The 23,988-nt window shown below is 45.0% G+C and carries 13 protein-coding genes and 1 pseudogene; 10 read left to right on the top strand and 4 right to left on the bottom strand.

Annotated elements, in window-relative coordinates; all coding sequences use genetic code 11:
- Positions 1–371 precede the first annotated feature (371 nt).
- The 9 genes and pseudogenes from DZK30_RS24200 (at position 372) to DZK30_RS24165 (ending at position 16,183) form a co-directional block, all read left to right on the top strand.
- The gene (locus DZK30_RS24200; RefSeq protein WP_118976777.1) at positions 372–1,205 is read left to right on the top strand and encodes a helix-turn-helix domain-containing protein; all 834 of its coding nucleotides are present in this window, start codon (positions 372–374) and stop codon (positions 1,203–1,205) included.
- A gap of 996 nt (positions 1,206–2,201) precedes the next feature.
- Positions 2,202–5,630 (top strand): hypothetical protein, encoded by a 3,429-nt coding sequence (locus DZK30_RS24190; protein WP_118976775.1) that lies wholly within the window; start codon positions 2,202–2,204, stop codon positions 5,628–5,630.
- A gap of 22 nt (positions 5,631–5,652) precedes the next feature.
- Positions 5,653–10,152, top strand: a complete 4,500-nt coding sequence (locus DZK30_RS24185) for a DUF6443 domain-containing protein (RefSeq protein ID WP_162903423.1) — start codon at positions 5,653–5,655, stop codon at positions 10,150–10,152.
- A 5-nt stretch (positions 10,153–10,157) separates the two neighbouring features.
- Positions 10,158–10,388, top strand: coding sequence for a hypothetical protein (locus DZK30_RS24180; protein WP_205529559.1), 231 nt, complete (start codon positions 10,158–10,160; stop codon positions 10,386–10,388).
- Between the two features lie 615 nt (positions 10,389–11,003).
- Positions 11,004–11,549, top strand: a complete 546-nt coding sequence (locus DZK30_RS24175; RefSeq protein WP_162903422.1) for a hypothetical protein — start codon at positions 11,004–11,006, stop codon at positions 11,547–11,549.
- 444 nt (positions 11,550–11,993) lie between these two features.
- A complete protein-coding gene (locus DZK30_RS26155) occupies positions 11,994–12,209 on the top strand; it encodes a class I lanthipeptide (RefSeq protein WP_162903421.1) in 216 nt (71 codons plus the stop codon).
- A gap of 238 nt (positions 12,210–12,447) precedes the next feature.
- A pseudogene (locus tag DZK30_RS26665) lies at positions 12,448–12,621 on the top strand (two-component regulator propeller domain-containing protein); the annotation flags it as partial.
- A 120-nt stretch (positions 12,622–12,741) separates the two neighbouring features.
- A complete protein-coding gene (locus tag DZK30_RS24170) occupies positions 12,742–15,516 on the top strand; it encodes a sensor histidine kinase (RefSeq protein WP_240432986.1) in 2,775 nt (924 codons plus the stop codon).
- Positions 15,431–16,183 (top strand): LytR/AlgR family response regulator transcription factor, encoded by a 753-nt coding sequence (locus DZK30_RS24165; protein ID WP_118976771.1) that lies wholly within the window; start codon positions 15,431–15,433, stop codon positions 16,181–16,183. The genes DZK30_RS24170 and DZK30_RS24165 overlap by 86 nt, the downstream gene beginning before the upstream one ends.
- A 252-nt stretch (positions 16,184–16,435) precedes the next feature.
- Here DZK30_RS24165 and DZK30_RS24160 read toward each other — a convergent pair whose 3' ends face one another.
- The 3 genes from DZK30_RS24160 to DZK30_RS24155 all read right to left on the bottom strand — a co-directional run bounded on the left by DZK30_RS24160 (position 16,436) and on the right by DZK30_RS24155 (position 20,175).
- Positions 16,436–18,922: a T9SS type A sorting domain-containing protein gene (locus DZK30_RS24160; RefSeq protein WP_118976770.1), complete on the bottom strand. Its 2,487-nt coding sequence runs from the start codon at positions 18,920–18,922 to the stop codon at positions 16,436–16,438.
- Positions 18,923–19,364: 442 nt separating this feature from the next.
- Positions 19,365–19,556, bottom strand: coding sequence for a class I lanthipeptide (locus DZK30_RS26150; RefSeq protein WP_162903419.1), 192 nt, complete (start codon positions 19,554–19,556; stop codon positions 19,365–19,367).
- Positions 19,557–19,911: 355 nt separating this feature from the next.
- Complete coding sequence (locus DZK30_RS24155) at positions 19,912–20,175, bottom strand: hypothetical protein (RefSeq protein WP_118976769.1); 264 nt, start codon at positions 20,173–20,175, stop codon at positions 19,912–19,914.
- Between the two features lie 758 nt (positions 20,176–20,933).
- Here DZK30_RS24155 and DZK30_RS24150 point away from each other — a divergent pair.
- A complete protein-coding gene (locus tag DZK30_RS24150; RefSeq protein ID WP_118976768.1) occupies positions 20,934–21,197 on the top strand; it encodes a hypothetical protein in 264 nt (87 codons plus the stop codon).
- 173 nt (positions 21,198–21,370) lie between these two features.
- On the opposite strand, the gene DZK30_RS24145 is transcribed toward DZK30_RS24150, so the two are convergent.
- Complete coding sequence (locus tag DZK30_RS24145; RefSeq protein ID WP_162903418.1) at positions 21,371–23,776, bottom strand: hypothetical protein; 2,406 nt, start codon at positions 23,774–23,776, stop codon at positions 21,371–21,373.
- Positions 23,777–23,988 lie beyond the last annotated feature (212 nt).

Genomic DNA, 23,988 nt, shown 5'->3' with positions numbered 1-23,988 from the left:
ATCCAGTCTCATCGCTGCTATAAATTGCATGTTGCCGCGGTAACCGTAAGATAATTGGTAATCCATCCGCTGCGCATTATAGCTATACACATTGTCCAGCCTTACCTTCCAACCAAAGCCGCGAGTCCGTCATTCAGGATATTGCTAACCTTAATATCTAGAAAAGCTATTAAAAAAATGAAAATATGCCTTTGTAACTGTACCATCAGCTTGTTGAATTCTTCAGTTGATTGTTTTGCTAAGAATCCCTTTAACGTTAGCTATGAGTTTAAATCGAAAGCATATGCACTGCAGATCGCTTTTGCTTTTATATTTTATACATAAATTGCATAAGGAAAGCATTTCAAAATTGATTGTTTCGTACAGGATCTATGCAACAGTTTTTTTTCAAACCTCATTTCGCACTCAAAACAATCGTAAGTTCAATCGGCATCATGAATGCGGACTTTGCAGGATCGGGTCTACCATCCACCTATCATTACCCATGGTCTGCTCAGATTCGGCTATGCTTTTACATTGAGGGCGATTTGATTAGTGTTAAGAAAAAGCTCAATGACCCGTTTAGCGCGCTTACGTCGAGCTTTGTAGTTGGTCCTCAATTGACGGAGACTTATCTTGACTTCGGCAAAGGCACACTAACGGCGGCGGTCTGTTTTTGTGCTGGCGGTCTGCAACGCCTAACCGGCGTTTCAATAGGCGAGCTTGTAAATAAAGAGATAGAAGCATCGCTGATTTTCGGACCTGAAATTGCAGTCATAGAAAGGCGACTAAAAGATAGCCGGCAGCCTGAGATCATGGCCACTATCTTGGTGCAATTCTTATTAAGGCGCTTGTCCAAAGCGAAAGAAATACGTCCATTTGACCACGCCATAAACGAAATGGTTAAGCACCATGGTAACCTCAGTATCGAGAAGACTGCTGCCTTAAGCTGTTTAAGCAAGCGTCAATTTGAACGAAAATCCATTGAGGGATTGGGCATGTCCCCAAAACTATTTGCAAGGCTTATTCGTTTCTCCAAAGCCTACATGTACAAGGAGGGTCACCCACAAACACCCTGGATAAAGATAGCGCATGAATTTGGCTATCATGATCAGATGCATCTCATACACGATTTCCAGCACTTTGCAGGACATACCCCTTCTTATATCAACAACGATCTTCCCGCTTCCTTAAAATTGGTAAACCTCTTTGAACGCGGTACCTAAAAAGATGTCGCATTCTTACTATGCTTCTATTCTACAGCTATTCTATTTTTGATGCAGGTGAAGAAAATTGGCACATATGTCAATCCGTCTGATATTGTGTTGCTAAGTATGGAATGTAGGGTTTATCCTTATCAGATATCATGTTTTACTTACCGGCAGTTCATGTCCGGCCAGAGATACATTTTCTTTTGAATCGGATCCCCTTCCGCAACCTTACAGCTAATTTTTATCAGCAGCCAATCTAAACAATAGCAGAAATAAGCCGGACATGAGCTTTCCCCGTTATGTATTGCAGCTTTAGAAAAGATGTAACGATGTAAGTAGAAAGGCGAAGGAGGTCAAAAGCAAGATAAACTAAGGTACGCAATGTACCGCCGAAGGAAAAAGCTGGACACAGCAAAAAATACATAAACACTTGCATTCTATAAATCCATTAAGGAGCAAGGCCATTGTAAGAGCGTATTGATGGCAGTATTTCATCCAGGAAAGGTAATATTTCACTTACGAGAGAAAAACAGACTTACACTGTTGGTGAGAACAAACATAACCTTTTTTAAGAAGGCAATGGTTGTACCCTTGGAAAGAACGTGAGATCCGGGTAAGTAAATATCTATCACGAAATGATATTCTGAGTAAGAGATGGCCTCATAAAACTCCTTCCCTATCACAGAAAAGATAAACCGAAAGAAGCAAATGGCGAGGTTAGGCCTGGCGTCCATGGCTCTACTGAACGCCTGATGATTTTTGCAGAAATACATCTCAGCTCCCAAGCCTATGCTGACTGTCAATGGTAGTACGGCGTCATATAAGCGGGAAATGAAAGCACCAGGTCTGTTTTACCAGAACCTGGAGCGACCTGATAAAGCGCTACAGGATTAATAGCTAATGGAGCGACACCGCCTTGCTACCTTATTATTTTTTGTGACAGCAGCCAAGGAGACGTACGCCAGAATGACTGGGAGAGAGTAAATAACAGTAAACAACACATACATTCCTATGAAGAAAACATCTATGAAACTGGCTATACTCCTTATGCTATGCCACCTCGTGCATCAAATCAATGCACAGGAAGGCGGTAAACCCGACCAGGCTATGATCCCTGGAGCAACTGCGACGAGCTACGGTATCGGCACAGCCTACAGTACCAACTATTTTGACGGTACTGTCAATATTTCTGTGCCCTTCTACAGCTTTGTAAAAGACCAGATGAATTTTGGCGTGTCCATGAACTACAATACACGTGGCATCCCCGTTGATGAAATATCCTCAATTGCGGGCCTGCATTGGGTTTTAAATACAGGGCCTTCAATCCAACGAATCGTTAAGGATATCCCGGATGAGATAAATTATACTTTTCGAGTTTATCCGGGATTTCATCCCGATTCTTTGTACCCTGGCTCCACCGAAATCGGTATTTATAACCCACATAAATATGTTAAGGGAAAGCTGGCTGTTTATGGCGAGACAACGGCGGAGACTGCCCGGACTAATGTATATAGGGATGGCGAATGTGATGACTTCATCCTTTCTATAGGCGGACAGTCTGTTACATTTAACCTCGGCAAAGATGGTAAGATATTTACGCACCCCCACCAGAATATAAAGATCCAGCCTATGCTCGGAACGACAGCGATTTCTAAGATTACCACCCAGGTCAGTGGTGTAGACGATGCACCAAACACTTTGGAATTTAAAGTGACAGATGAGGTAGGAAACCAGTATTTTTTCATCGTAGGCGAGTTCCAGGGGAAACGTTATTTTGATAATACGTACTGGGATGGTGATTACGATGAGCTGGTCAATGCAAAACAGATTGATCAGTGGGTGATCAAAAGAATTCTCTTCGCCGATGGCAGCGAGATCACATACAACTACGGAGAATACCAATCCTCCCTCTTTAAACTATACAGAAATTACAGCGCAGCAGAGATCAGCGCAGGTGCATCATACCTTGGCCTTGAAGATGAGATGTACCAGGGAACCTATTACCCGCTGACCGACATCGTATATCCCAATAACGAATCAGTAAATTTTTACTACCATGCTACCAATAAGAATGAAGCACAGCATGCTATGCTAAGGGAGATATCCCACAACTCGGGTCCCAATTGCATCATTTACCGGTTTGTGCATTCTACTTTTAACAAGCGGTTTCAACTTGACCGGCTTGATAAGCTGGGTTGTGGTATGACCGATGGCAAAACCTATTATTCTTTTGGGTATAATACAGAATATACACTTCCGGACAGGCTAAATGGCGGTAAAGACCTATTCGGCTATTATAACGGCGATTCAATTGCTGCGCCGTTAGAAGCCTCCGGCAATAAGATCACCATTCCAGCCCACAATTGGGAAACCGGTCTCCCAAACTATGGCTTATCCCGATTCCCGGTCCACTGGAGAGCGCAGGCGTCACTCCTGAAAAAGATAACGAACGAATACGGTGGCACTGCTACCTTTTATTATGGCGATAACGAAGCAGTGAAGGTATTAACGGGTCTTCCTACGGCTGAAAATTATCGTGGGACCGACGACCGCTATGCCGTTCGTGTGGATAGCATAGTAGAAGCAGATTATTACGAGAAACCCAATCATTTAAAGAGGATCAGGATATCTTATGCTGATGGAAAACTATTCACCCCTGGCGGATATTTTCACTACCCGACGTATTTTACAACCGGTACGGCGACTACCCCCCAAAAAGTAGTTTACCAAAGTATGTTCCTGACTCCCCATGACCTGATCAACGGTTCCAATCATGGTTATTCTACGGTCAATGTACGGGAGTACAACGGGGCAAATGAGCTGCTTTCCCGGCGGGAAATGCTGTTTACCAACATATCTGATCCTACAACATCTACGCCCAGGTACTATCGGGTTTCGGGAAGCAAGCAATTTTATGAATACCCTTACACCCAGAAACAGTATATAAAAGACTGGGAGATCGGCCTGCCGCGTGAGATCACCAGTTACGACAATAATGATAAGATTGTCTCGAAGGTAATCAACACTTATACTTTTTCGGCAGTGGACCTTTCAGCCAGTTCCTACGTATCCAATACCAAAAGGGTAAAAGTGAGCGCGGGCACCTCAGTAATTCCGCCGATAGCCATGGGAATGCCGCCATACTACCCTAACAAAAAAATATTCACCGACGTTTACACTCCTTATACGGGAATAGCTAATCTTACACGTACCGTTACCTTAAAGTATGCTTCTGATACCCGTTTCATTACGGACACCGTATGGATCGCGTATGACGAAAGGAACAACCCGAAAACTTCCGTTGCAAAAAACAGCGAGGGCGAAAAAAGAACAACAAAGCTGATATATAACTATGATGTGGATGGTCCGGGCTCTACACATGTTTCCACCTTCCCGGGTACGGCAATCTATAAAATGACCGAAAACAATCTGGAAGAGCTTGTTTCTGTCGAATATTGGGACGAAGACAACACAGGCACAAAACCTTACTCCAATACCCTTGTAAATGCCAGTATTACCGGCTTTCAATACAGCGGTACCAAGCTTTTCAGAAAGAGTGAAAATGATCTGCTAACGGACCTGCCGATCACGTATACGGATTATACCGGTCTGTCGGCCAGCGGCCCCGCAGCACATCCGTATAAGAAGATCATTGATATAAATAATACGACCGCTGCCGTTCCCTTTGTCCAACGTACCAATACCACCACGCTGTTCGATGATAAGGGCAATGCGCTGGAGACCCAGTTCCTGGGCCAAAACAAATACCAGAGTGCCGTTTGGGACCTTACTTCTGGCGATAAGCTCGCCGAGGCGAACTGTAGGTACCAGGACATAGCCTATTCCAGCTTCGAGGATTTCTATGGTGCAAATACCGCTTACACTAATCGTGGTAATTGGGACATGAATTCAGGAAAAGTGTTGGATATATCTTCCTCCTCTACGCTCAACAGCGTTACCGGCAGATATATATACCAGATGACGCCTCCACCAACTGGGGGAAGCCTGGACCATAGCTATATTCTCGGCGTCAATAACCTGGCCGCCGGCAAAGAGTACCTGCTGTCCCTTTGGGCGAGAGGCGGCGTACCTAAAGTCTACATAGGGACTACTTTGCTTACAACACCAGCAGTCGCTTACACGAAAGGATTGTGGAAGCAATACATTTATCGTTTTACGCCATCGGCTGCAGGAAAGGTCAGGCTTGACCCGATTACCACAACGATCTATCTTGATGAGGTCCGGCTGCATCCTGCAGAGGCTGTGATGGAATCCAGCACCTATGAGCCGCTCTTTGGCGCCGGCTCAAAAACAGACGTCAGCGGCCGGGTAGTCTATTTTGAATATGATAAGCTGGGAAATCTTGTCGTTGAACGGGACCAGGAAGGAAAAATTGTCAGGAAGACAAAGTACTATAAAATCGGTGGTGAGCTCTATTAATTTCCTATCAAAAACAATAACAATGAAATTTTATATAAATAGCTTTTTATTGGCTGTGGCCTGCCTGGGATTGTCAAGTATTCATGCCCAGAACCTGCCGGTACTATCAGAGACGGCCCCTGCAGGTGCAGCGACGGAACTACCGGTGCACCCGGGCTACAATCTTTTCGGGGATGATAATAATAACTACGTCCGGACGTTCATTCCTTTCATTCCAATAGACAATGAAGCCAGCATTACGGAAAGCAGCGCTGTATCCGATGTTGGTATGTCCACTACCTATTTCAACGGCGCAGGTGAGGGTATCCAGACCATTGTCCGAAATTTCAACAGCAGTGGCAAGAAGAACCTGGTAATCCCTTACGATAACCGGAGCCTGGCGGGAAAGCAATATGAATACCTGCCCTACGCCAATACTGCCGGCTTTACGGTATCGCCATTTTCCGAGCAAAAGTCTTATTATGCCTCGCTCTATCCCGGTGAAGGATATACAGCCTATAGTGGCGTAGTCAATGTATCCTCTGCAACAAAGCGCGGCGAAAAGCACCTGGCGCCGGGTAAAAGCTTTATCGGCCAGGACGAGGGAACAACTTCCCTGCTGAAAGCCAACGAAGCCAGCACAATCCGTATCTGGAAACTAAATGCTTCGAAAAAGCCCGCTTCACCCGGTTATTATAAGATCAATGAGCTGTTCGGTAACATGGTAACGGATGAGGAAGGCCATATCAGCGAAGGATATACGGATAAAAGCGGGCGACTGGTCTACAAGCAGATTGTAACCGACATGGTCGGTGTAGTGCCCTCAGTCACGTTTACTATATCAAAAAAGTTTTATGTCTATGATGAAGCCGGACGGCTCCGGTACATTATTCCGCCCAATGCGGCGGAAGCCATAGGAACCAGCGCTACAACTATAAGCGACGCCATTCTCAACAGTCTCTGCTTCCAGTACCAATACGATACAAAAGGTCGGATGAGCGCTTACCGGAAACCGGGCCAGGGTGATTTCCAGTATTACGTTTATGATCGCTATAAACGTATTGTGATGCGGCAGACACCTACAGAGAAAGCAGCGGGCCAATGGGAAATCATGTATTATGATAAATCGGACCGTATGATCGCTACCTCGCTGTTGAATTCCACGCAATCCCGTGATGCCTGGCAGGCCAGCATCGACGCCCCACCAGGCGGCCTTACCGCGTCCAACATTCTGTATTACCTGGCGTCCGATGCTGGGGAAGGCATTGTGCCCGGCGAAACAACCGTGACGGGTAATACCATCATGAGCTATACCTATTATGATAGCTATGCAAAGACGCTGGACAACAATAATTATATCTATAACCTCTGGCTGAGCACACAGGGTTTTTCAGCCGATCTGCTGTCTGTTCCGGGTGCTGAGATCCCGGTCCGCAGCCTCCGTACACACGGAATGGTCACGGGTAGCAAGCAACGGATACTGCGTTCTGCCGACGCGCCGGCCGGTATCGGCGACTGGACGCAAACAGTTTATTATTATGATGATAAAGGCAGGCAGATCGGTGTAGCTTCCTTTCATAAACTGGCCAGCGAAAGCCAAACGGTATACCGCAGGGCGAATTTTGTCAGCGCACAATTTGATTTCGGCAACCGGCTCCTGCTGGCGAAACATACTTCGATTAACCAGCTCAATGCTCAGGGGGCTAGTACACATAGTGAGCTGAATAGCTTTGAATACGAAACCGGTACCGGCAGGCTGCTCAAACAAAGCCACAAGGTAGATGATGGCGGCTGGCAGATACTCTCTATCCATGACTATGATGAGCTCGGCAATGAAAAACGGCAGGTGCTCGGCAATTACGGAGAGGTTCAGGACCTTTCCTATAACATCCGCGGACAGCTGACGGGTATCAACGCCATTTATGCCGAAACCGGCAATAAAGGTGGAGAAAGCCGCAGCTTCGGGCAATCGCTTAAATATGATTACGGATTCAGCAAGCGCAAGCTGGATGGTAACATTACTGGTATGATCTGGCGGGGGGCTTCAGGCAACGCTATGGCTTATGGTTATAACTACGACCATAGCGGCAGATTAAAGGCCGCTGATTACCGTAAATGGGAGGTAAATACTACTTATCCATCCGGTGCCTGGGCTAGTACCTGGACCGATTATTCCGTGTCGAACCTTGCCTATGATGCAAACGGTAATATAAAATCCATGAAGCAGCGCGGCATGGGCATTCCATCTGGTGGCAGCTCCATAGTACCGGTTGATATGGACCGGCTGAATTATGTATATGAGGCTAACAGCAACCGGCTTTTGCGTGTGGAAGATACAGTAACCTATAACTACGCGCTCGGCGACTTTGTCAATAACAACAGCGGCACCAACGATTATACCTATGACGCTAACGGTAATCTCTCGAAAGACAAGAACAAAAAAGTCGATACCATAATATACAACCATTTCAATAAGCCGGTTTCTGTTGCTTTCAGCAATGGGAATAAGATCCAATACTCCTATGATGCTGAAGGCAGCCGCATATACGAGATCATTAATGATGTGGTAAACGGGAAGGTGAACAAGCTGTCTTATATCGGGAACCAGGTGTACCGCGACGACACCTTGCAGTATTCCTACACACCGGTAGGAAGAACAGTTTATGATAATATGGCGGGCACCAACAAGGAAGAGTTCTTTGTAAAAGATCATTTGGGCAATATACGCAGCGTGGTGGATGTGTATATGTACCCGATACTAGAATACCTGGGAACCTACGAAGTAGCAAGTGCAGGACTGGAAAGCCTTTACTTCGATCATCACGTGGAAATTTCCGAGGCAAACCCTTCCAGTACGGACGTGGAGAACCGGCAGGCTGGGAGGGTGAATGGCTCGCAGGCTGATCATCGGGTAGGAACGGCGCTGCTTATGCGGGTGATGGCCGGCGATAAAGTGGAAATGATGGTCAACAGCTTCTACGAGGGCTATAACCCGGGAGCAGATGCGCCGGTCAACGCATCTGTTATGCTCGGGAGTATCCTCAGTACCCTGACCGCCGGCGTAGGCGGTTTGGGTGGCAGCGAAAGCCACAATCCCCAACTGGTTAACCAAGTATTTAACGGCAATAATTACGCGCAGTTTACTAATATTGTAAATAGTACGACCAATCCCAGCCGTCCGAAAGCTTACCTCAATTATGTTCTCTTCAGTGAGAATATGCAGATCGTCAGCAGCTTCAGCGGGGCTTTTCAGGCGAACGGGAATGGTACCTGGAGCGAGATAGGCACGACGGAACCGCTGGTAATACCTGCCAATGGCTACCTGGCGGTCTACCTGAATGGCTTTAGTACGATTGATGTGTTCTTTGATCAGATGGTGCTCCGCTTTACGCGCGGGAAGCTGAAGGAAGAAACCCATTATTATCCACACGGCTTGCCTATGGGTAATATCGGTATGGCTGCCTCGGGCTTTAAGGATAACCGGCACCGTTACCAAGGTAACGCCAACCAGACCGAGCTGGGGCTGAATACGATGGATTTTGACTTCCGCCAGTACGATGCGCAGATCGGCCGCTTTAACAGCATTGACCCGCTGGCGGGCTTAAGCGATATCAAGAGTCCTTATGCCGCAATGTCCAATAATCCGGTTAGCCGCACCGATCCGTATGGGCTGGTAGATGGCAACTTTGTTAGTAAGCTCCTGTGGGATCTATATATGAACTACGGTTACTGGTTGGATAATGTTGTGGTTGGCGGAAAGAGTCATAAGAATAGGATCGTACCGCACGAAGGGTTTTCCGGTGGGTATATTGGTGCGCCACCGATCTGGGCACGTGGCGCCATAGGCAACGGCTCCGGCAGGTATACAAGGCATTCCCCGCGCAGCAATGGCGGGTCCAGCGGAAATGCATCCGGCAAGGTGGCCGATGCCGCAATGCCGAATGTTGACGCTCCTGTTGGCGATGGGCGTGTCGATCTTTCTGAAATAGAGACTGCACAGGAGCCTAATATGGACGCTTACAAGCGGGCCGCAGAAATGGGCTTGATGCCGATGCCTTCCGATGCGCAGTCAATGGGCGCCATGTGTGATGCAATTGCAGCGACGGAGGTCCCGGTACTGAGCCAGATCGCTGATGCTGCAAGCGCCGGGTTCTCGATATACCAGGGTGATTATGTTGGGGCCGGTCTTAGCGCGGCGGGCATACTGGTACCCAGCCTCAGCCAGATGAAAGCAGGCAGGACGGTGGCGCGGTTGGCGACGAGAGGAGCTAGGGGTACTAAAGCTGCTAAGAGAGGAAGTAGGTGGGTTTATGGTGCATTCAAATCGGAAGCCAAATGGGCGGGACAATTATCTAAGAGAGGTTGGACAGCTGAACAAATTACGGAAGCCGTAAAGAAGGGTAAAAGTTTTGATGCTGTAAATATGGTAAACAAAGCCAATTCAGCAACAAGATATGTGCATCCAACAACCGGACAGTCAGTAGTTATTGATAACTTAACAAGGGAACTTCTACATGTAGGAGGACCCGGATTTATATATTAAACCATATGAAGAAAAATATTTATATACAGTTGTTAGAAGAAGGGACTAAGGTTTATAGACCTGTTCAAGCAATAGAAATTGAGAACAATATTTATGAAGTACAAGGTTTTGAAATTTATGACCCAGAAGATGAAACTTGGGAATTTCTACCAGGTACATATGTTTTAGTAGAAGAACAGAACCTTGATGGCGTAAATGTGTTGGTGGCAATAAAGGAAGAAAGTCTTGAACGATAGAATATTGATTAGTGCATAAGACATGTCTATTATTCTTAAACTATAAATAATCAATTAAATATGTTCAAAAAATGACACTGAAAAGTAAGTAGTCCAATCAACGCCTTCATTTTAACTTTCCTAGCCTTATAAATGTTCGAATCCCGCACCAGAAATTCAGTTAACAGTCTAATCGGGCATAAAAATTCGGATGTGGGAAATTGTTGTTTAACGGATACTTGTCCTGTTAGTCTTCCCCTGTGGTTGTATCTATACCGCAAGCTGCCCTACGTTACGGGGTGCCCGCTAACCGCCAATGCCAACCCTCTGTCAACATTTGCCCAGCAACAAACTGTTGCGGAGGTACCAATACCTCTCCGAATTGCTACGTAAAAGATACTACTCCGGCTGTCTGCGATTAACCAGCATTTGTATTACAGATACAAATGCTGGTTGTCTCCTTAAAAGAGACAGCTTTTTTTATTCTCTAATCCTGTATCGTATTTTTAGGACTAGCCACTATTTAATTTCACCACCTATTGTTGGTTCCGGCACATTTATTGCGACTGATGCGATCTGTCAATTTTTAGTTGCTATAAAGCTAAATCGACAAAGATTGACATAACAAGCAGCATTATGATCAAAGGAATAATGATTTCGATAATGGCAATAGTATTTTCAATTTGTCACGCTCAAAATAAACACGAAAAGGATCAGATTAAGAACCTTTATAAACATGTGCAGTTTAAAAACCAGGCTGTTGAATACCGGGCAAATATCCAGATCGGTGCCAGCAATTTTGAACTACTGATCAACGACGTGCCGGTGGAGCAATATTTTGGAGATGCCGACGGCACGGTAAACACAAGCATTCCCATTAACGATGCTATTCTGCATTCAGGCTCCCAGCGTTGGAAGCTTATCCTTTATCACGGAACGTCAAAAGGGAAAGATCTTACAGGACTATCATCAAATGTTCTAATTGACATCGAAATCGAAAAGCTTACACCGGACATTAGCTCTAATGAGCAAAGCGCATCCATTAAAATACTCGCTACCCCAACTGTGCTAATTAGCGGAAAACCACAGTACAAAGACGCTGGAAAAGTTATCGCGATATATGAAGGTATAAATAGTATTCGTACGGATTCCTTTAAAAACAACATAGTTCTGCAACAATAATTAGCGTATTTCAAATTGGTAACTAAAATCAGAACTGTTAGCTAATGCTTTCCAGTGTTAGGTGTGTCTTTGGCACTAGCTGTATCTATTAAGCATAAAACGCAGTGATTCAATCTTTGCGCTTATTTCAGCACCTGCCTTTAGCTTTCTTTATTAAACGGTTAGCATTTTTTTCATGCCTGTCTGACTGGTTTTGCTGTATGCTTACACATTAAAATAACAACGGATCAAGCGTAATATCTGGGGAAGAGTGCAAGTGGTCAATGAACTTGACATATTTAAAAAACTAGAAATATGACTGTGATTTCTGTGGTAATCCTTTCATGCTTTTATCCGGATACTTGCAAATACGACCGCAGATTCACGAATGTGACCTTTTACTAAATCCCGCATTATGGCATTGAACTACGACACTATCTTTAGGCAAACAAAAAGACAATATCTATGAAAAAGAAAAATTTGAAATTGCAGAAATTAGCATTGGGTAAGGATTTTGTTTCGAAATTGGGCGAAGCGCATTACGCAGCAGTAGTCGGTGGCGGACTTACAGATACCTGCCCGGCTCACGGCGCCTGTCAGCTACCTACAATATTCCTTACCTGCGCAAATGGCTGCCCTACGAGGGAGACAATATGCCCGAATCACGAGACGACATGCTAAACAAGATTTTCTGTTCTAATTGAGGCTGTCAAGAAGCTTTAATGACCAATCTTGCTATAATGCTCATTCGAATATAAAACGGGTGAGCATTATGCTATTTACTGAAACACGCTCTTCAACAGGGCCAGATGCGCGATGCATGATATTCCCCGAAGCTACTTGGCTACACGATGCAAAAGCGCGGTTCCCTATCCAGAATATTTTACATTTATGATCAAGAAAGTTCGGCTGCTGGATAATGCTCATAAGACCAATGAAAAAATATTTTTTAGTTGCTTGCCTGTTGTGGCTGCTGTTATCTGATGCCATGGCGCAAGAGCTTGTTTCTTGTCACTATACAATAAAAGACGGCTTAAGCAGTAACAAAATTTACAGCATTCATGAATCGAGTGATGGTTATATTTGGGTAGCGACGCCTAACGGATTATGCATGTTTGATGGAATGCAGTTCAGGAAGTTTACCGTTGCAGATGGGCTGCCTACAAATGATATATTTGCCATTTTCCCAGATTCAAGAGGGAAAATATGGCTTTTGGATTTTAACAAAGGCATTCACTACCTGAAAAGAGATTCATTGCATAACATTAAATCTTTCGCTCTTTCCCAAAAATACTTCCCCACAGCGGAATCTGTCGGCACCGATAGCATATTCCTCGTCAGTTTTATGGGAAGGGAATACGGCCGGTTCTATATTGCCGGCGATACAGTACGACGTAATGCTTTTTATAATTCTGTATCTAATGCACACAGAAACGGGGAGATCGTTTATTGCGACTTTGATCGGGCGATCATTTGGGAGCCCGGTAAACTATCGCTGGTAGAAAAAGGTCGACCAGCTACTATTCCTCTTCCTGTAAAAGCGGAGACGATAAAAAGGCTCTATTACCTGCTCAGTGGCAACTGGCCGTTTTACTATCAGGGTAAAATATTTTTCAAAACAGGCCAGGCATCCTATGAATTTGTCGATTGCCTTCATCGGAGAATGGCGAAGCTGAATGTCAGCGGAATGGGAGCTACCCGGGTGAGCAGGCTCAAATGCTGGAACCACGAGATCAGCTTTACCACGGACCGAGGCCTGGTCGTTTTAGATACAAACCTTGAGGTTAAGGACAGCGTTCCCTTTCCTCCCGGCCTGAATAGGAACACGGTTGCAGAAATGATCAAGGACAGGGCCGGCAATATCTGGATCGCGACTTGTAATGACGGGCTCTACCTGTTGCCGGCTTTTTATAGGAATGTCCACCGGTTGACATTGCCTACCGACGCAAGTATGATGAAATGTGTGCGCGTTGGCGTGCGGCAATATTGCCTGGATGATGAAGGCAACCTTTTGGAGCTGGAACATGATCACTATCGACAAAGGATAGTATTGCCAGACAGGACCAGTCCAGGCAGGGCGCCCGAAAACATTACCCTGCGGCCTGATAAGCACGGAGGACTCTACATTGCCTCTATAAAGGGAATGTTCTATCGGGATGCACAGGGCCGTATTATGGACATGTCGTACCTGAAGCACCCTCGTGACAATTGGACGGTATCTGTAAAAGACGCTTTTTACGACGCCGCTGAGGATAGGTATTATTTCCTCTTATATAATAAGCTATGTGCCTACAGTCCATCCGGCGGACTGGACGACAATATCCTCGCCGGACGTTACAATCATGTGGCCCTTGCCGGTGAGCATGAGCTTTGGTTGGCCAATGATGATGGTATTACCAGCTGGCAAAAAAATATTGCAAAAGGAAAGGTGCTTTTGACCGCGCCCAAACAAATCAGCACTCTTCAGATCTCGGATATGGTTGCCGATCCTGCAGGCAATGTCGTTGCACAGGTGAATGGAAGAGGCGTCTTTGTCTTCAGCAAAAAAAAGCAAGCACCTGGCATCATCCCGGAGCCTACGGTACAGCTGATCAAAATGACCGGAAACGGCCTCTGGGTTGCTTCTGCCAAAGGGATAAAGCTGCTGACGTGGCACAATGATGTATACCATGTTAAAAGATTCATTCCAAACATTAGGGGAGTTCTTTACGACGAGGTTGCTGATTTGCTCGACGACAGCGTAGATGTGACGCTGGTTACCAAAAATGGCATGCTGCGTTGCCCCTTGGAGGGCATCGCTTACAGGGATCCCTATTTTACAGAAAAACCTTTTGTATCCCTCTATTCCGCACGGGACGGTAACATCACTGGCACGGTCCTACAGAAAAATTGGGAACGATCCGGCCTCCTTTTCCGGTTTAGCGCCAACAGTGTTTCCTACCTGGGAAATATAAGCTATGAATACTACCTGGAAGGGTTCGATTTCTCTATGCAGGTGACTACTGCGCAAACAGTTTCTTACCCGGTATTGCCGCCGGGCCGCTACACCTTTCACCTTACGGCAAGGGTAAACGACCTGGGTATTACCTCTGCAACGACTACGATTTTGCTCATCATAAAGCCACGGTGGTGGCAATCTGTGTGGTTGAAAGTAGGCCTGGCGCTGTTCCTGCTGATCTGTATTTATCTGCTCTTCGAGTGGCGTCTGCGCCGTTACAGGAGCAAATTAAAGTTGCAGGCTCACTTGAAGAGCAGGGCTGCCCAAATGGAGCTACGGGCACTGCAATCGCAAATGAACCCACATTTTATTTTCAATGCGCTCAGCGCAGTTAAAAGTCATTTCAAGTTTAATAAAATAGCCGAAGCCGAACAACTGTTGGAAGACTTCTCTCGGTTGATACGTCTGTACCTCGAGTTCTCGGGTAGCCCGTTCATTTCCTTTCAACAGGAGCTGGCGGCACTGCAATTGTATACCGATATTGAAAGACGCAGGTTTGATAATAAATTTATCGTACTGTTCAGGATCCGTGTAAGACAAGGAGGGTATCCCCTGTGGCAAATCCCTCCCATGATCCTGCAACCTATCGTTGAAAATGCGATCAATCATGGGCTGTACCGCAAACCCGGACGAAACGGGCAACTAAAGATATTTTTTATTGAACAGGAGCATATGCTGACGGTGGTTGTTGATGACAACGGTATAGGCAGGATAAGGGCCGCCGAGATCGGGCAGAGTATGCCCAGAGCTTATCCGTCAAAAGGAAATAACCTGGTTACCGATCGTATTCAAGTATTGAAGGCAACCGGCAAGACCCGCATCGAACATGAAATCAGGGATAAATACGACCGCGACAATATCGCTTGTGGTACGCGTGTGATCATCCGATTTTTTTTAAACGACTATGATAAAAGCGATCATTATAGAAGACGAAAGGCCGCTGGCCGATTATTTGAGGGAGACAATTCAAGAGACGGACACCGGGATTGAAATTTCAGGCATCTTCGACGATGTCGGCGCCGGCATTGAAGGTATCGAAGCGCATCAACCACAACTAATCTTCCTCGATATTATGTTGCCGGAAGGCTCGGGTTTTGCTGTATTGGATGCGCTGCCGCACAGGAGTGCGGAAGTTATTTTCGTAACGGCGCACGATGTATTCTGGCAGCAGGCTTTTGACTACGCTGCCGTCGGCTATATCCTGAAGCCGGTGTTTAAGCCCGCACTCGCAACGGCTATCGCCAATGCGCGCAAAAGAATAGATGCCGGAACAATACACCAGCTGGCCGAGATACTGCAAAGGGTCCTTCCCGGCCAACAGGAGCAGATGGGGAAATTAGCCATTCCGACAGGCAAGGGCTACCGGTTTGAATACTTTCAAGATATCATCCGGTTGGAGAGTCATAACACCTACACCTGGATCTATCTGTTCAAGGGCGAAAAAATGCTAAGCACTTACAATCTAGGCGAATTCAGGAAAATACTATCGGAAAAGGAATTCATACAAGTCCATAAATCGCACATTGTCTCGGTGAAGCATATGATTCAATTCGATACCCAGAGCTGCCTCCTGGAAATGAGCGATGAGAGCCTGATTCCGGTATCGAGGCGAAATAAGACACACATTGTAAGAAGCTTCGCTACGCCGAAAAGATAACGTCGCTTTTGGACGCTTTATGTAGTCTTATAGAAATGGATAGAATCAGAAATAAAATCACAATTAAAAGGGTTTACGTATTCGATCTTTTCCCGGTATCACAACCGTTGATAGATGCAATTCTTGATTAGTGTTTTAGTGGGCATGAAGGCTTCATTGGACGCGATTTTGATTTGATCTTTGATGGAACCTTCATAAATAAGATTCCTGGATCGTGTCGCAACTAGGTTTGTCACATGATAAACTTGGGACCTAATCCTTTATTATTTTTTGTTTGTAGACCATCTTAGACCCCACCTCAATTTGCGCAATGTATACTCCTGCTGCCAATTTATCCAAAGGAATTCCGGTCACCCCATGTTGTAAAGATTGACGTAATAGCACTTCCCCATTAATGCTGGTAAGCGTTAATGTCGCATTGTCTTCTGCCCATCTTACAAATAGCTTATTGTGTGCCGGATTGGGATAGATAATTTCTTGCTGCTTTAACGTCATCGATGCAGACAATGGGCTGAGTGCCTCGGGACTACGAAATATAGGGTCGTATTCGAAGCCTTCGTATTTTACCCGCAAGTAACGTGCTATTGCACCGGCGTACATAGGGTCTTGCATGTCGGCATCATAAACACTTTGCTTCATTTCCTCCGGTAGCTTCGCCCAGTCATTATTGTTGTTATCTAGCCACTGTATTACAGTATACATTGTGATCGCCCTATTGATCTGCTCCTGTTCGTCTGCAGTAAGGCTATAATTATCAAGAGTCTGCAGGAGAGTTTGAGTAGCGTCATCATAACGGCTTTTATCGCCATAAGCTGCAGCCAGCATAACTCGATAGTGGTATCCCACCTTCACTTGTTGATATACAAGAATGATACTGTCTATGTCTGCATTACGCCTGTAGGGATCGATCACGCTATCAATAATTGCGGAATGTCTGCTCAGTAAATAGCTCAAGTGAACAGTATCTGAATATGTCGGGGCAGGATTAGATTCTATGCTGTTGATTTGGTCCTCTGCATTATGTAGCTGGATAATAAAGCTAGAGAATGGAAAGGGAGGAGGTGGGGTACTCGTATTGTGCGGCGGACATGTATTGGCATTTGTCATCAGGAGCAAAGGAACGTTGGTGTTATTTGGCTTTTCATTGGGTGTATTCGTATTGTATTTGTATACAAACTGGGCGAGATTATTGACGCCAGGTTCGATATAATAGTTACCATAGGGAGCAACAATAGGATAAGGTAAGGCGGTGAACCTGTTCGCGGCCGATATATCCAGGGACGGGTTGATACCCTGAATATATTGCAGGTTATGGATACCGTTATTACTATTAACGGCGACATCCTTCATAACAGAAATGTCGTAATTGGAAAGTGCATTTTGATTGCATAGAATTTTAAGGCCAGTCATCCCAGAAACGGATTTGTTGGTCCCCAACGCCTGAATATTCAGGCTGACAGGCGAGTTGCGTCCGTTACGGTAAATTTCATTGTTGGCCGGCCCCGAATTCATGACCACCAGACCAGCTTTATTTCTCCAGTTGTCGGGAATATCATAACCCCATGCGTTACCCTCTACTGCATAACTCGTGCAATTACGCAAAAAAATAAAACAATAATCAGCCGTCGACGGATCAATAGATGGATCGAGAGGAACAGGGCCAGCAAACGAGCAGTTCAGAATGCTTGATCCTACATTGCTGCTTAAATCGATAGCGTACCTGCAATAGAAGAAAGTGTTTTTAACGGTCATATGCCGTTCGGCGGTAAGGTTTGCGGTATTGGTAATGCCTTTTTTAAGATTGACGAACCTGGAGTTATAAGAAGCATAAGGGTCCTTTTGCACAATACACTCGGTATTAACGCCATTAATACCCGTCGTGTAAGCTGGCGAAGTCGTTTTTCCTAAGAAGGAGCAGGAGCTGAACAGAACACTGTTAGCGACATTATCCTCCAGGTAGACCATATCCGGCGGATTTAGCGGAAAATCTTCAGTATAATCAAATGTACACAAATGAATATCCAGGGATTGAGCCGGATCGAGTGTGCTCCCTGCCAACTGGGGCGTCCCTGATTCGGAGGAATAGATATTCCGTATGTTGTTTCTGAAGGTATCGGCCTGGGCAAAAATGACCGGATTAGATGTACTACCATAAGGAGGAATATATACTCCGGTGGTCCAGGCACATTTGGAATACTGGATTGTGCTGCCATCCATATAAGTCTTAGCCGGACCAGTTCCATAATACCTTATCCCCTCTTCGGCCTTAATTCCTCCCCACATATCATTAACCGAAGAGTTTATCGAAGTTACAAGTGAGTTGAGAATGACGATTTCTCCTCCGCTTTGATTCCAGGGTGCCCATTGGCTGCCGCCGTTACTGATGGGCACACAGTTTTGAAGCACAATATATTTGTCGGCGCCTATTTTCACCTTACTATGGTTAATATTGACAATAGCATCGTGCCCGATCTTAAGCCCGTTGGTAAAAGTAAGATCTGCATTGTCAATATAAATCACATTGCCGGCAGGAACAATCACGCCACCGGGGTCTGTAAAATTATAAGTTCCCCCATTTATATTTTGGGTATATAAGGTCTGCGCCCTAATGGTCATGGTCGCAAAACAGAAAAAAAACAGAAAAACGTAGAATGGGGTATTGACTAAGTTGTATCGGGTAAACATTACGAATGATTTAGATTGTAGTGCGATAAACGTGTTGCTTATTGGAAATGACATAATGACTGGTTTATGATTTTCAAAGTACAGGCAGCAGGAGAAATAATGAGAAATTACGCTATGAAGATATGGCCCGGCGCAAAATAAAAGTCTGCGATTTAGCGAATGGTTATTTGTTTCGATGTAACGGTTATATTCTTCAGATTCCGGTCATTGAACCTAATATTTCCATTGCTGCAGAATCCTGGCAAAGGTTGCGTCGGCTAAATCGTTATAACAATCCAGGTCGTTTGATCGAAATGCCAATACAATAAAATCAAGGTGTCCTTAGCGCAAAGCCGACCGCGATATCAACACATTTTGATCCTTTAATGTCCTAAAGACAACCAATTTTTTTCAGTGATTTGCAATAAAAGAATGTCTCTCAAAGACAAAAAAGCCTTGAGAGACATTCAATCACACTATACCTTCCAACTTAATTTTTGAACATTCCAGTCCCAGGTTATCCGCCAGAGCAAATGCATGCAGAACCGAAACAGGTACCGCCTATTGAGTTAACACAGTTAGGCGGGCACGTACCTCTGATAGAGCAATCAAACGAAAAGCCGCCTTTAATCTGTCCTGCATTTAAAACAGCAATATTTTCCTTCTGCAACAAAAGCTTTTTACTTAAACTCACATTTTTCTTTTTCATTGTTGTGGTCTTTAGTGATGTCCACCCCTGTCTTTAGCCAGGCTCTGCCGTGGGGCGAATGTTCAGCATTATTGCAATACTAAACCAAAGAAACGCCCAACAAAAGCACCATTGATTATCCGTACCTAAAAAGCAATATCTGCAGTGTTTCGCCAATGGAAGAGAAGGCTCTATAAAAAGTAGCCTATTATCGCCTTATCGGCAAAACGAATGCCTGAATTGAATAAGCCAGACCCACCACATTTCTTTCCGTTGTTAAGCTGACTCAAGTATTCTATTAATGTAACTATCGCCAATGGAAGCTGTATTCCTCCTTCCAATGGAAGATCCGGAGCTAATGCACCCGCTTAGCCGGCTACTGCCGATTTGAAAAGGCAACTAAGCGGCAAAATGCTTTATATCCGTTCTCTTCTATTTTTTTATCTGACAAATTTCTATGGAGATATACCTCTCTGATAGCTCCGCTCTTATATGCACCGCCATTTTTCTCAAACCAGGCCTGAGCTGTGACAGTACTGATTAAATATGGCTTGTTTATAACTTCTTCCCTCTTGCAAGAGATGATGGTAATAATGGTTAGCAAGATAATGCCAAAAGTTAGCTTCAACTTGTGTTTCATAGTCTTGATAGTTCTAAAATTATGATTATTTTTCTAGTGATTTTTTGGGTAAACAAATGGTATCACAACAAACATATTATACGTTTTGACATTAAAAAAGGTATTTTTCCCGTTTTTTAAGGAATGTTTCTCTATGTTTTGTTTTTATGATGCCGCAGCAAGCCTGGTTACACATAACAGTTTGAAGTTTCTACCAAAATTCATTTCGGCATAGCGCAACCACCTGAAGTTGTATCAAAAAAGAAAACCCCGGCAGTGATTTGCCAGGGTGCCCTAAAAAATGAATAACCATGAGAAATGCTTTCCTAAAAAACCTACATGCCATAGACACATACACCCGCCAAAACGCTTATAAAAGCAGCGTTGCTTAATTGCTTCCTTAATGTAGCAAGGGCTTTTGGCATATGCGCCTCTACCGTTTTTACCGATAATCTTCCTGAGATTTAGGGCTTCGCTATAGGTTGCAATTGCTGCAACTTGCCTTTAGGTATTCGAAGTGTAGCTTTCGCCATATCAGATTATGCCAGTTCGTCCAACAAATTAATAGTATGAGTTCAACCACGACGTTTTTAGGAATTTTTAGTGCAACTCTTCGGATATTTCAAGGCATTTGAAGGCATTTGAATATGTTTCAAATATTTTGTGTTTTAAATTGTTTGTATAATTTATGATCATATATTTTAATTACTAATAACTGATTGTAGCGCTAACAACATGATTAGTAACCCATTTTATAACCGTAAATATTAAACATCGAAATGAGAAAAACACATTTACTCTTATTGGGAGTTATTTGCATACTCCTCACGAATTGCTCAAGAAATCACCACGACTTACCTGAACCCGAAGCGATTACGAAACTAGACGCTGAAAAAGAAATTGGAAAATTCGTAGCTCTGGCTTTTAAGGACAAGGAAGCACGTAAGGCAAATCTTTCGGGCGCATTAAAGCAAGAAACTGGTGATTACAGTATGATGTCCACTACTTTGATAAAAGCTCCAGCATTAGGAAGACCGCTATAACGGAGCAGGGCCCTTACAAGCTGATCATATTCAGCTGTTAGATTTAGCAGGTCATCCCTGTCAACGGTCCGAATACAAGCCCCGGGAACACCACATGAGACATCCGGGCCTGTTGGCGTGGTTCCGGTCCCAATTGGTAATGGATATATTCCCGGAAGTGTTTACTAACGGCTTCAGGGAGAAGCACTCTTTACCCGGAAGGTGGTAACACCGCTCAAAGGTCCTCCGCTGCTGACCCCCTGCAGGTGCAGGATAAAATGCCCTACCAGATCGTTTGTAAAGAAACTAAGCTCTGCCTCTCCCTCCGCGTTGGTGTGCACTTCGTGCGACCAGAACAATGTACTTGTCTTTTCTTGTCCGGAAATATTATCACGATCAAAGTCGACCACGTAAAATTCCTTGCTCTGCCATGTTCCATTGAGATAATAAAGGAACCTGGTTGTAGAGGTATCTTCGCATCCCCTGTAGATAACCTCTGTTAAATTCGAAGCATCGGTATAATACCAGTATACCTGCCCTTCGACAGGCTTAGTTCCGGCAGAATGGTTGATACAATTAAGGACATTAAAGATACAAACATAATCTCTGCAGTTTTTCGAAACAAACACTTTTTGTTCCTGCCTGCTGCTCTTCCCCTTTATATATACCTCTTTAAGAAGGTGCTTTGCTTTAAGCGTATAACTTTCTTCATATGCTTCTGCAATTTCCGGGAAAGCATTGCCGGACAGGGAACCATCCATTACAACAGTTACACGTCCCCAATCCAGTCCTAGCCTGAATTGATGTATATCTTCGTATTTCGAACCTTTCGTCACCATTGGAATAATACCCACCTTCCCATTCGCCGGCGCGTAGAGGCTATTCCAACGGATAGCGAAATTCCCGAAGCTATCTGTGGCAAAAGGCTTCCAGCCGTCATCTGTTATAATGGCGTAATCAATCGGGCATTGAAGGGGTTTGTTCTTGTAGAATATTTGCGCAGGTATGCGCTCAGATAAGGAGGCAGCAGGCACAGGCAAAGGCCGGGGTTTCATCATTTCCCCCCAACGATAACGCGTCCAGAAAACCGTTTGCAACATCAGGCTTATATCGGCAGTATCGCTCATATTAAACCCAGCCAGCACGTTTGTGGAAACAGGTAAATACTGGCCGGCATACCAAAACGCGGGGAGGCTGACGATACTATTACTGTCCCGGTCGCGCATTGCAACGCAGCCGATAGAGAAAAGTCCCTTCACAGCATTGCCACGCTGATCACGGAGTGTAATTCTGAGCCTTACTTTTTGCCTTGTTCCATACTCCCGAAGATCTGTGTTCAGCGACGCCAACACCTGCCCGGAGTCTCTCCGAAAGATACAGCGCTCTGCAAGCGGCTGCATAGAGGTATCCAGCAAGGTTAATGTGAGCACACCCTTCCCCTCTACATTCCCCAAGGGTATGTGCACTTTTGCTTTGGCTTCTCTAAAGTTATATTTCCGTACGTTGAAAACTTCCTTGTAGTTATGCACCACCAGGTAGCAGGCATTTTCCATATCTGACGAAGAGATCGTAACATCTACATCATTTTCCACCACATCCCGGTCTACAGACAACACCATACCTTTCACCTCCACTTCCGGAAAGCTATAGCTTGCAAGCCGGCCATCATTTATATCAACTATATACCGGCGGCCTGCGAGGGGCGTAAAGCGGAATATGCCACGTCCTCTTTTGTCCGGCTGTAAACGGGCGACTATCTTTCCATTCTCTCTCAGACTTCCGCTCAATAATTTCCCCTCGTTGCCTTTCACTTCAAAAGCGACGCTGCAAGGTACACCGTCGAGTAAATGGCCACTCTCGGGATAAAATTTTATTCGGCAGCCGGAAACCTTAACAGGAAGACTGAATCTTTCCCGGTCATATCCATGGTGTAGCAATACTTGTAACCGTAATGTAGTATCTCCGTAATTTGGAGGCAGCGGTACCCGAAATTCGCCGGCACCGTTCAGCTTTTCTCTTCCCTCAGAAACCAAGCACTTCCCTGAAAAAAGCGCATAGCTGACATTGCCTTTATCTGCCGAAGCCCCATCGTCCAAAATCACCTTGTAGCGCACATCCATGGCTATCTTTGCGGTGTCGGAGCGCTCCATTGGTAGCTTTAGCAAAGAGTACTTACGACCAAAAGTCGATACTAACCTTATCGTTTGCTGAAATACCGGCTTACCGGGATGGTCCAGCTGGATATTGGAAAAAGCCAGCAAGCGATAATCCCCGTCTTTCAGTGAATCGGATAGGTAGATTGCCCCCCTCGCTAAGCCATCTTTTAAGATAAACCGATTTATTTCGGCAGCAGTGTCCTCTCCGGCTTTCTGCAAGCTCACGAAAAGCGTATTGGCTGTGCTGTCGGCATCCGTAAGTTGATATGCCGTGAACCAAATGAATTCCCTATGGGTGTAGACCGTCTTATCGGTATGCAGGTATAAACCCTGGTTGCCCTTTTCCAGATCGTATTGTTTTACCCTTGCCAAAAGCCCGGCCGAGAAAACGGAATCGGCTTTTCCTGCATAGGACAAGACGCCATAGCATAATAGCATTATCACAGAGACCGGATAGCAAAACAAATGCCGGCCACTCCTTATTCTTTCAGCAAGAAGAACTAGTCTCATAAAAAAATGGTGATTAAGACAGGTGCCTCACGAAAAGTAAGGTTCGAGGTATACATCCAGCGTATTGCCTTTCCCGTGCAACCTTATTAATTTACAACAATGATCACTTATTTCATAGATGGTATCGCTACCGATGAGTGTTTTAG

The organism is Taibaiella koreensis, assembly GCF_003545715.1.
GTDB classification, from domain to species: domain Bacteria; phylum Bacteroidota; class Bacteroidia; order Chitinophagales; family Chitinophagaceae; genus Taibaiella; species Taibaiella koreensis.
The sequence above is the reverse complement of the archived record's forward strand: the minus strand, read 5'-3'. Positions and strand labels throughout refer to the sequence as shown.

Excerpts from the sequence above, each read along its gene's own strand:
- DZK30_RS24200 (WP_118976777.1), top strand. The coding sequence starts at position 372 with ATGCAACAGTTTTTTTTCAAACCTCATTTCGCACTCAAAACAATCGTA.
- DZK30_RS24190 (WP_118976775.1), top strand. The coding sequence starts at position 2,202 with ATGAAGAAAACATCTATGAAACTGGCTATACTCCTTATGCTATGCCAC.
- DZK30_RS24185 (WP_162903423.1), top strand. The coding sequence starts at position 5,653 with ATGAAATTTTATATAAATAGCTTTTTATTGGCTGTGGCCTGCCTGGGA.
- DZK30_RS24180 (WP_205529559.1), top strand. The coding sequence starts at position 10,158 with ATGAAGAAAAATATTTATATACAGTTGTTAGAAGAAGGGACTAAGGTT.
- DZK30_RS24175 (WP_162903422.1), top strand. The coding sequence starts at position 11,004 with ATGATCAAAGGAATAATGATTTCGATAATGGCAATAGTATTTTCAATT.
- DZK30_RS26155 (WP_162903421.1), top strand. The coding sequence starts at position 11,994 with ATGAAAAAGAAAAATTTGAAATTGCAGAAATTAGCATTGGGTAAGGAT.
- DZK30_RS24165 (WP_118976771.1), top strand. The coding sequence starts at position 15,431 with ATGATAAAAGCGATCATTATAGAAGACGAAAGGCCGCTGGCCGATTAT.
- DZK30_RS24160 (WP_118976770.1), bottom strand. The coding sequence starts at position 18,922 with ATGTCATTTCCAATAAGCAACACGTTTATCGCACTACAATCTAAATCA.
- DZK30_RS26150 (WP_162903419.1), bottom strand. The coding sequence starts at position 19,556 with ATGAAAAAGAAAAATGTGAGTTTAAGTAAAAAGCTTTTGTTGCAGAAG.
- DZK30_RS24155 (WP_118976769.1), bottom strand. The coding sequence starts at position 20,175 with ATGAAACACAAGTTGAAGCTAACTTTTGGCATTATCTTGCTAACCATT.
- DZK30_RS24150 (WP_118976768.1), top strand. The coding sequence starts at position 20,934 with ATGAGAAAAACACATTTACTCTTATTGGGAGTTATTTGCATACTCCTC.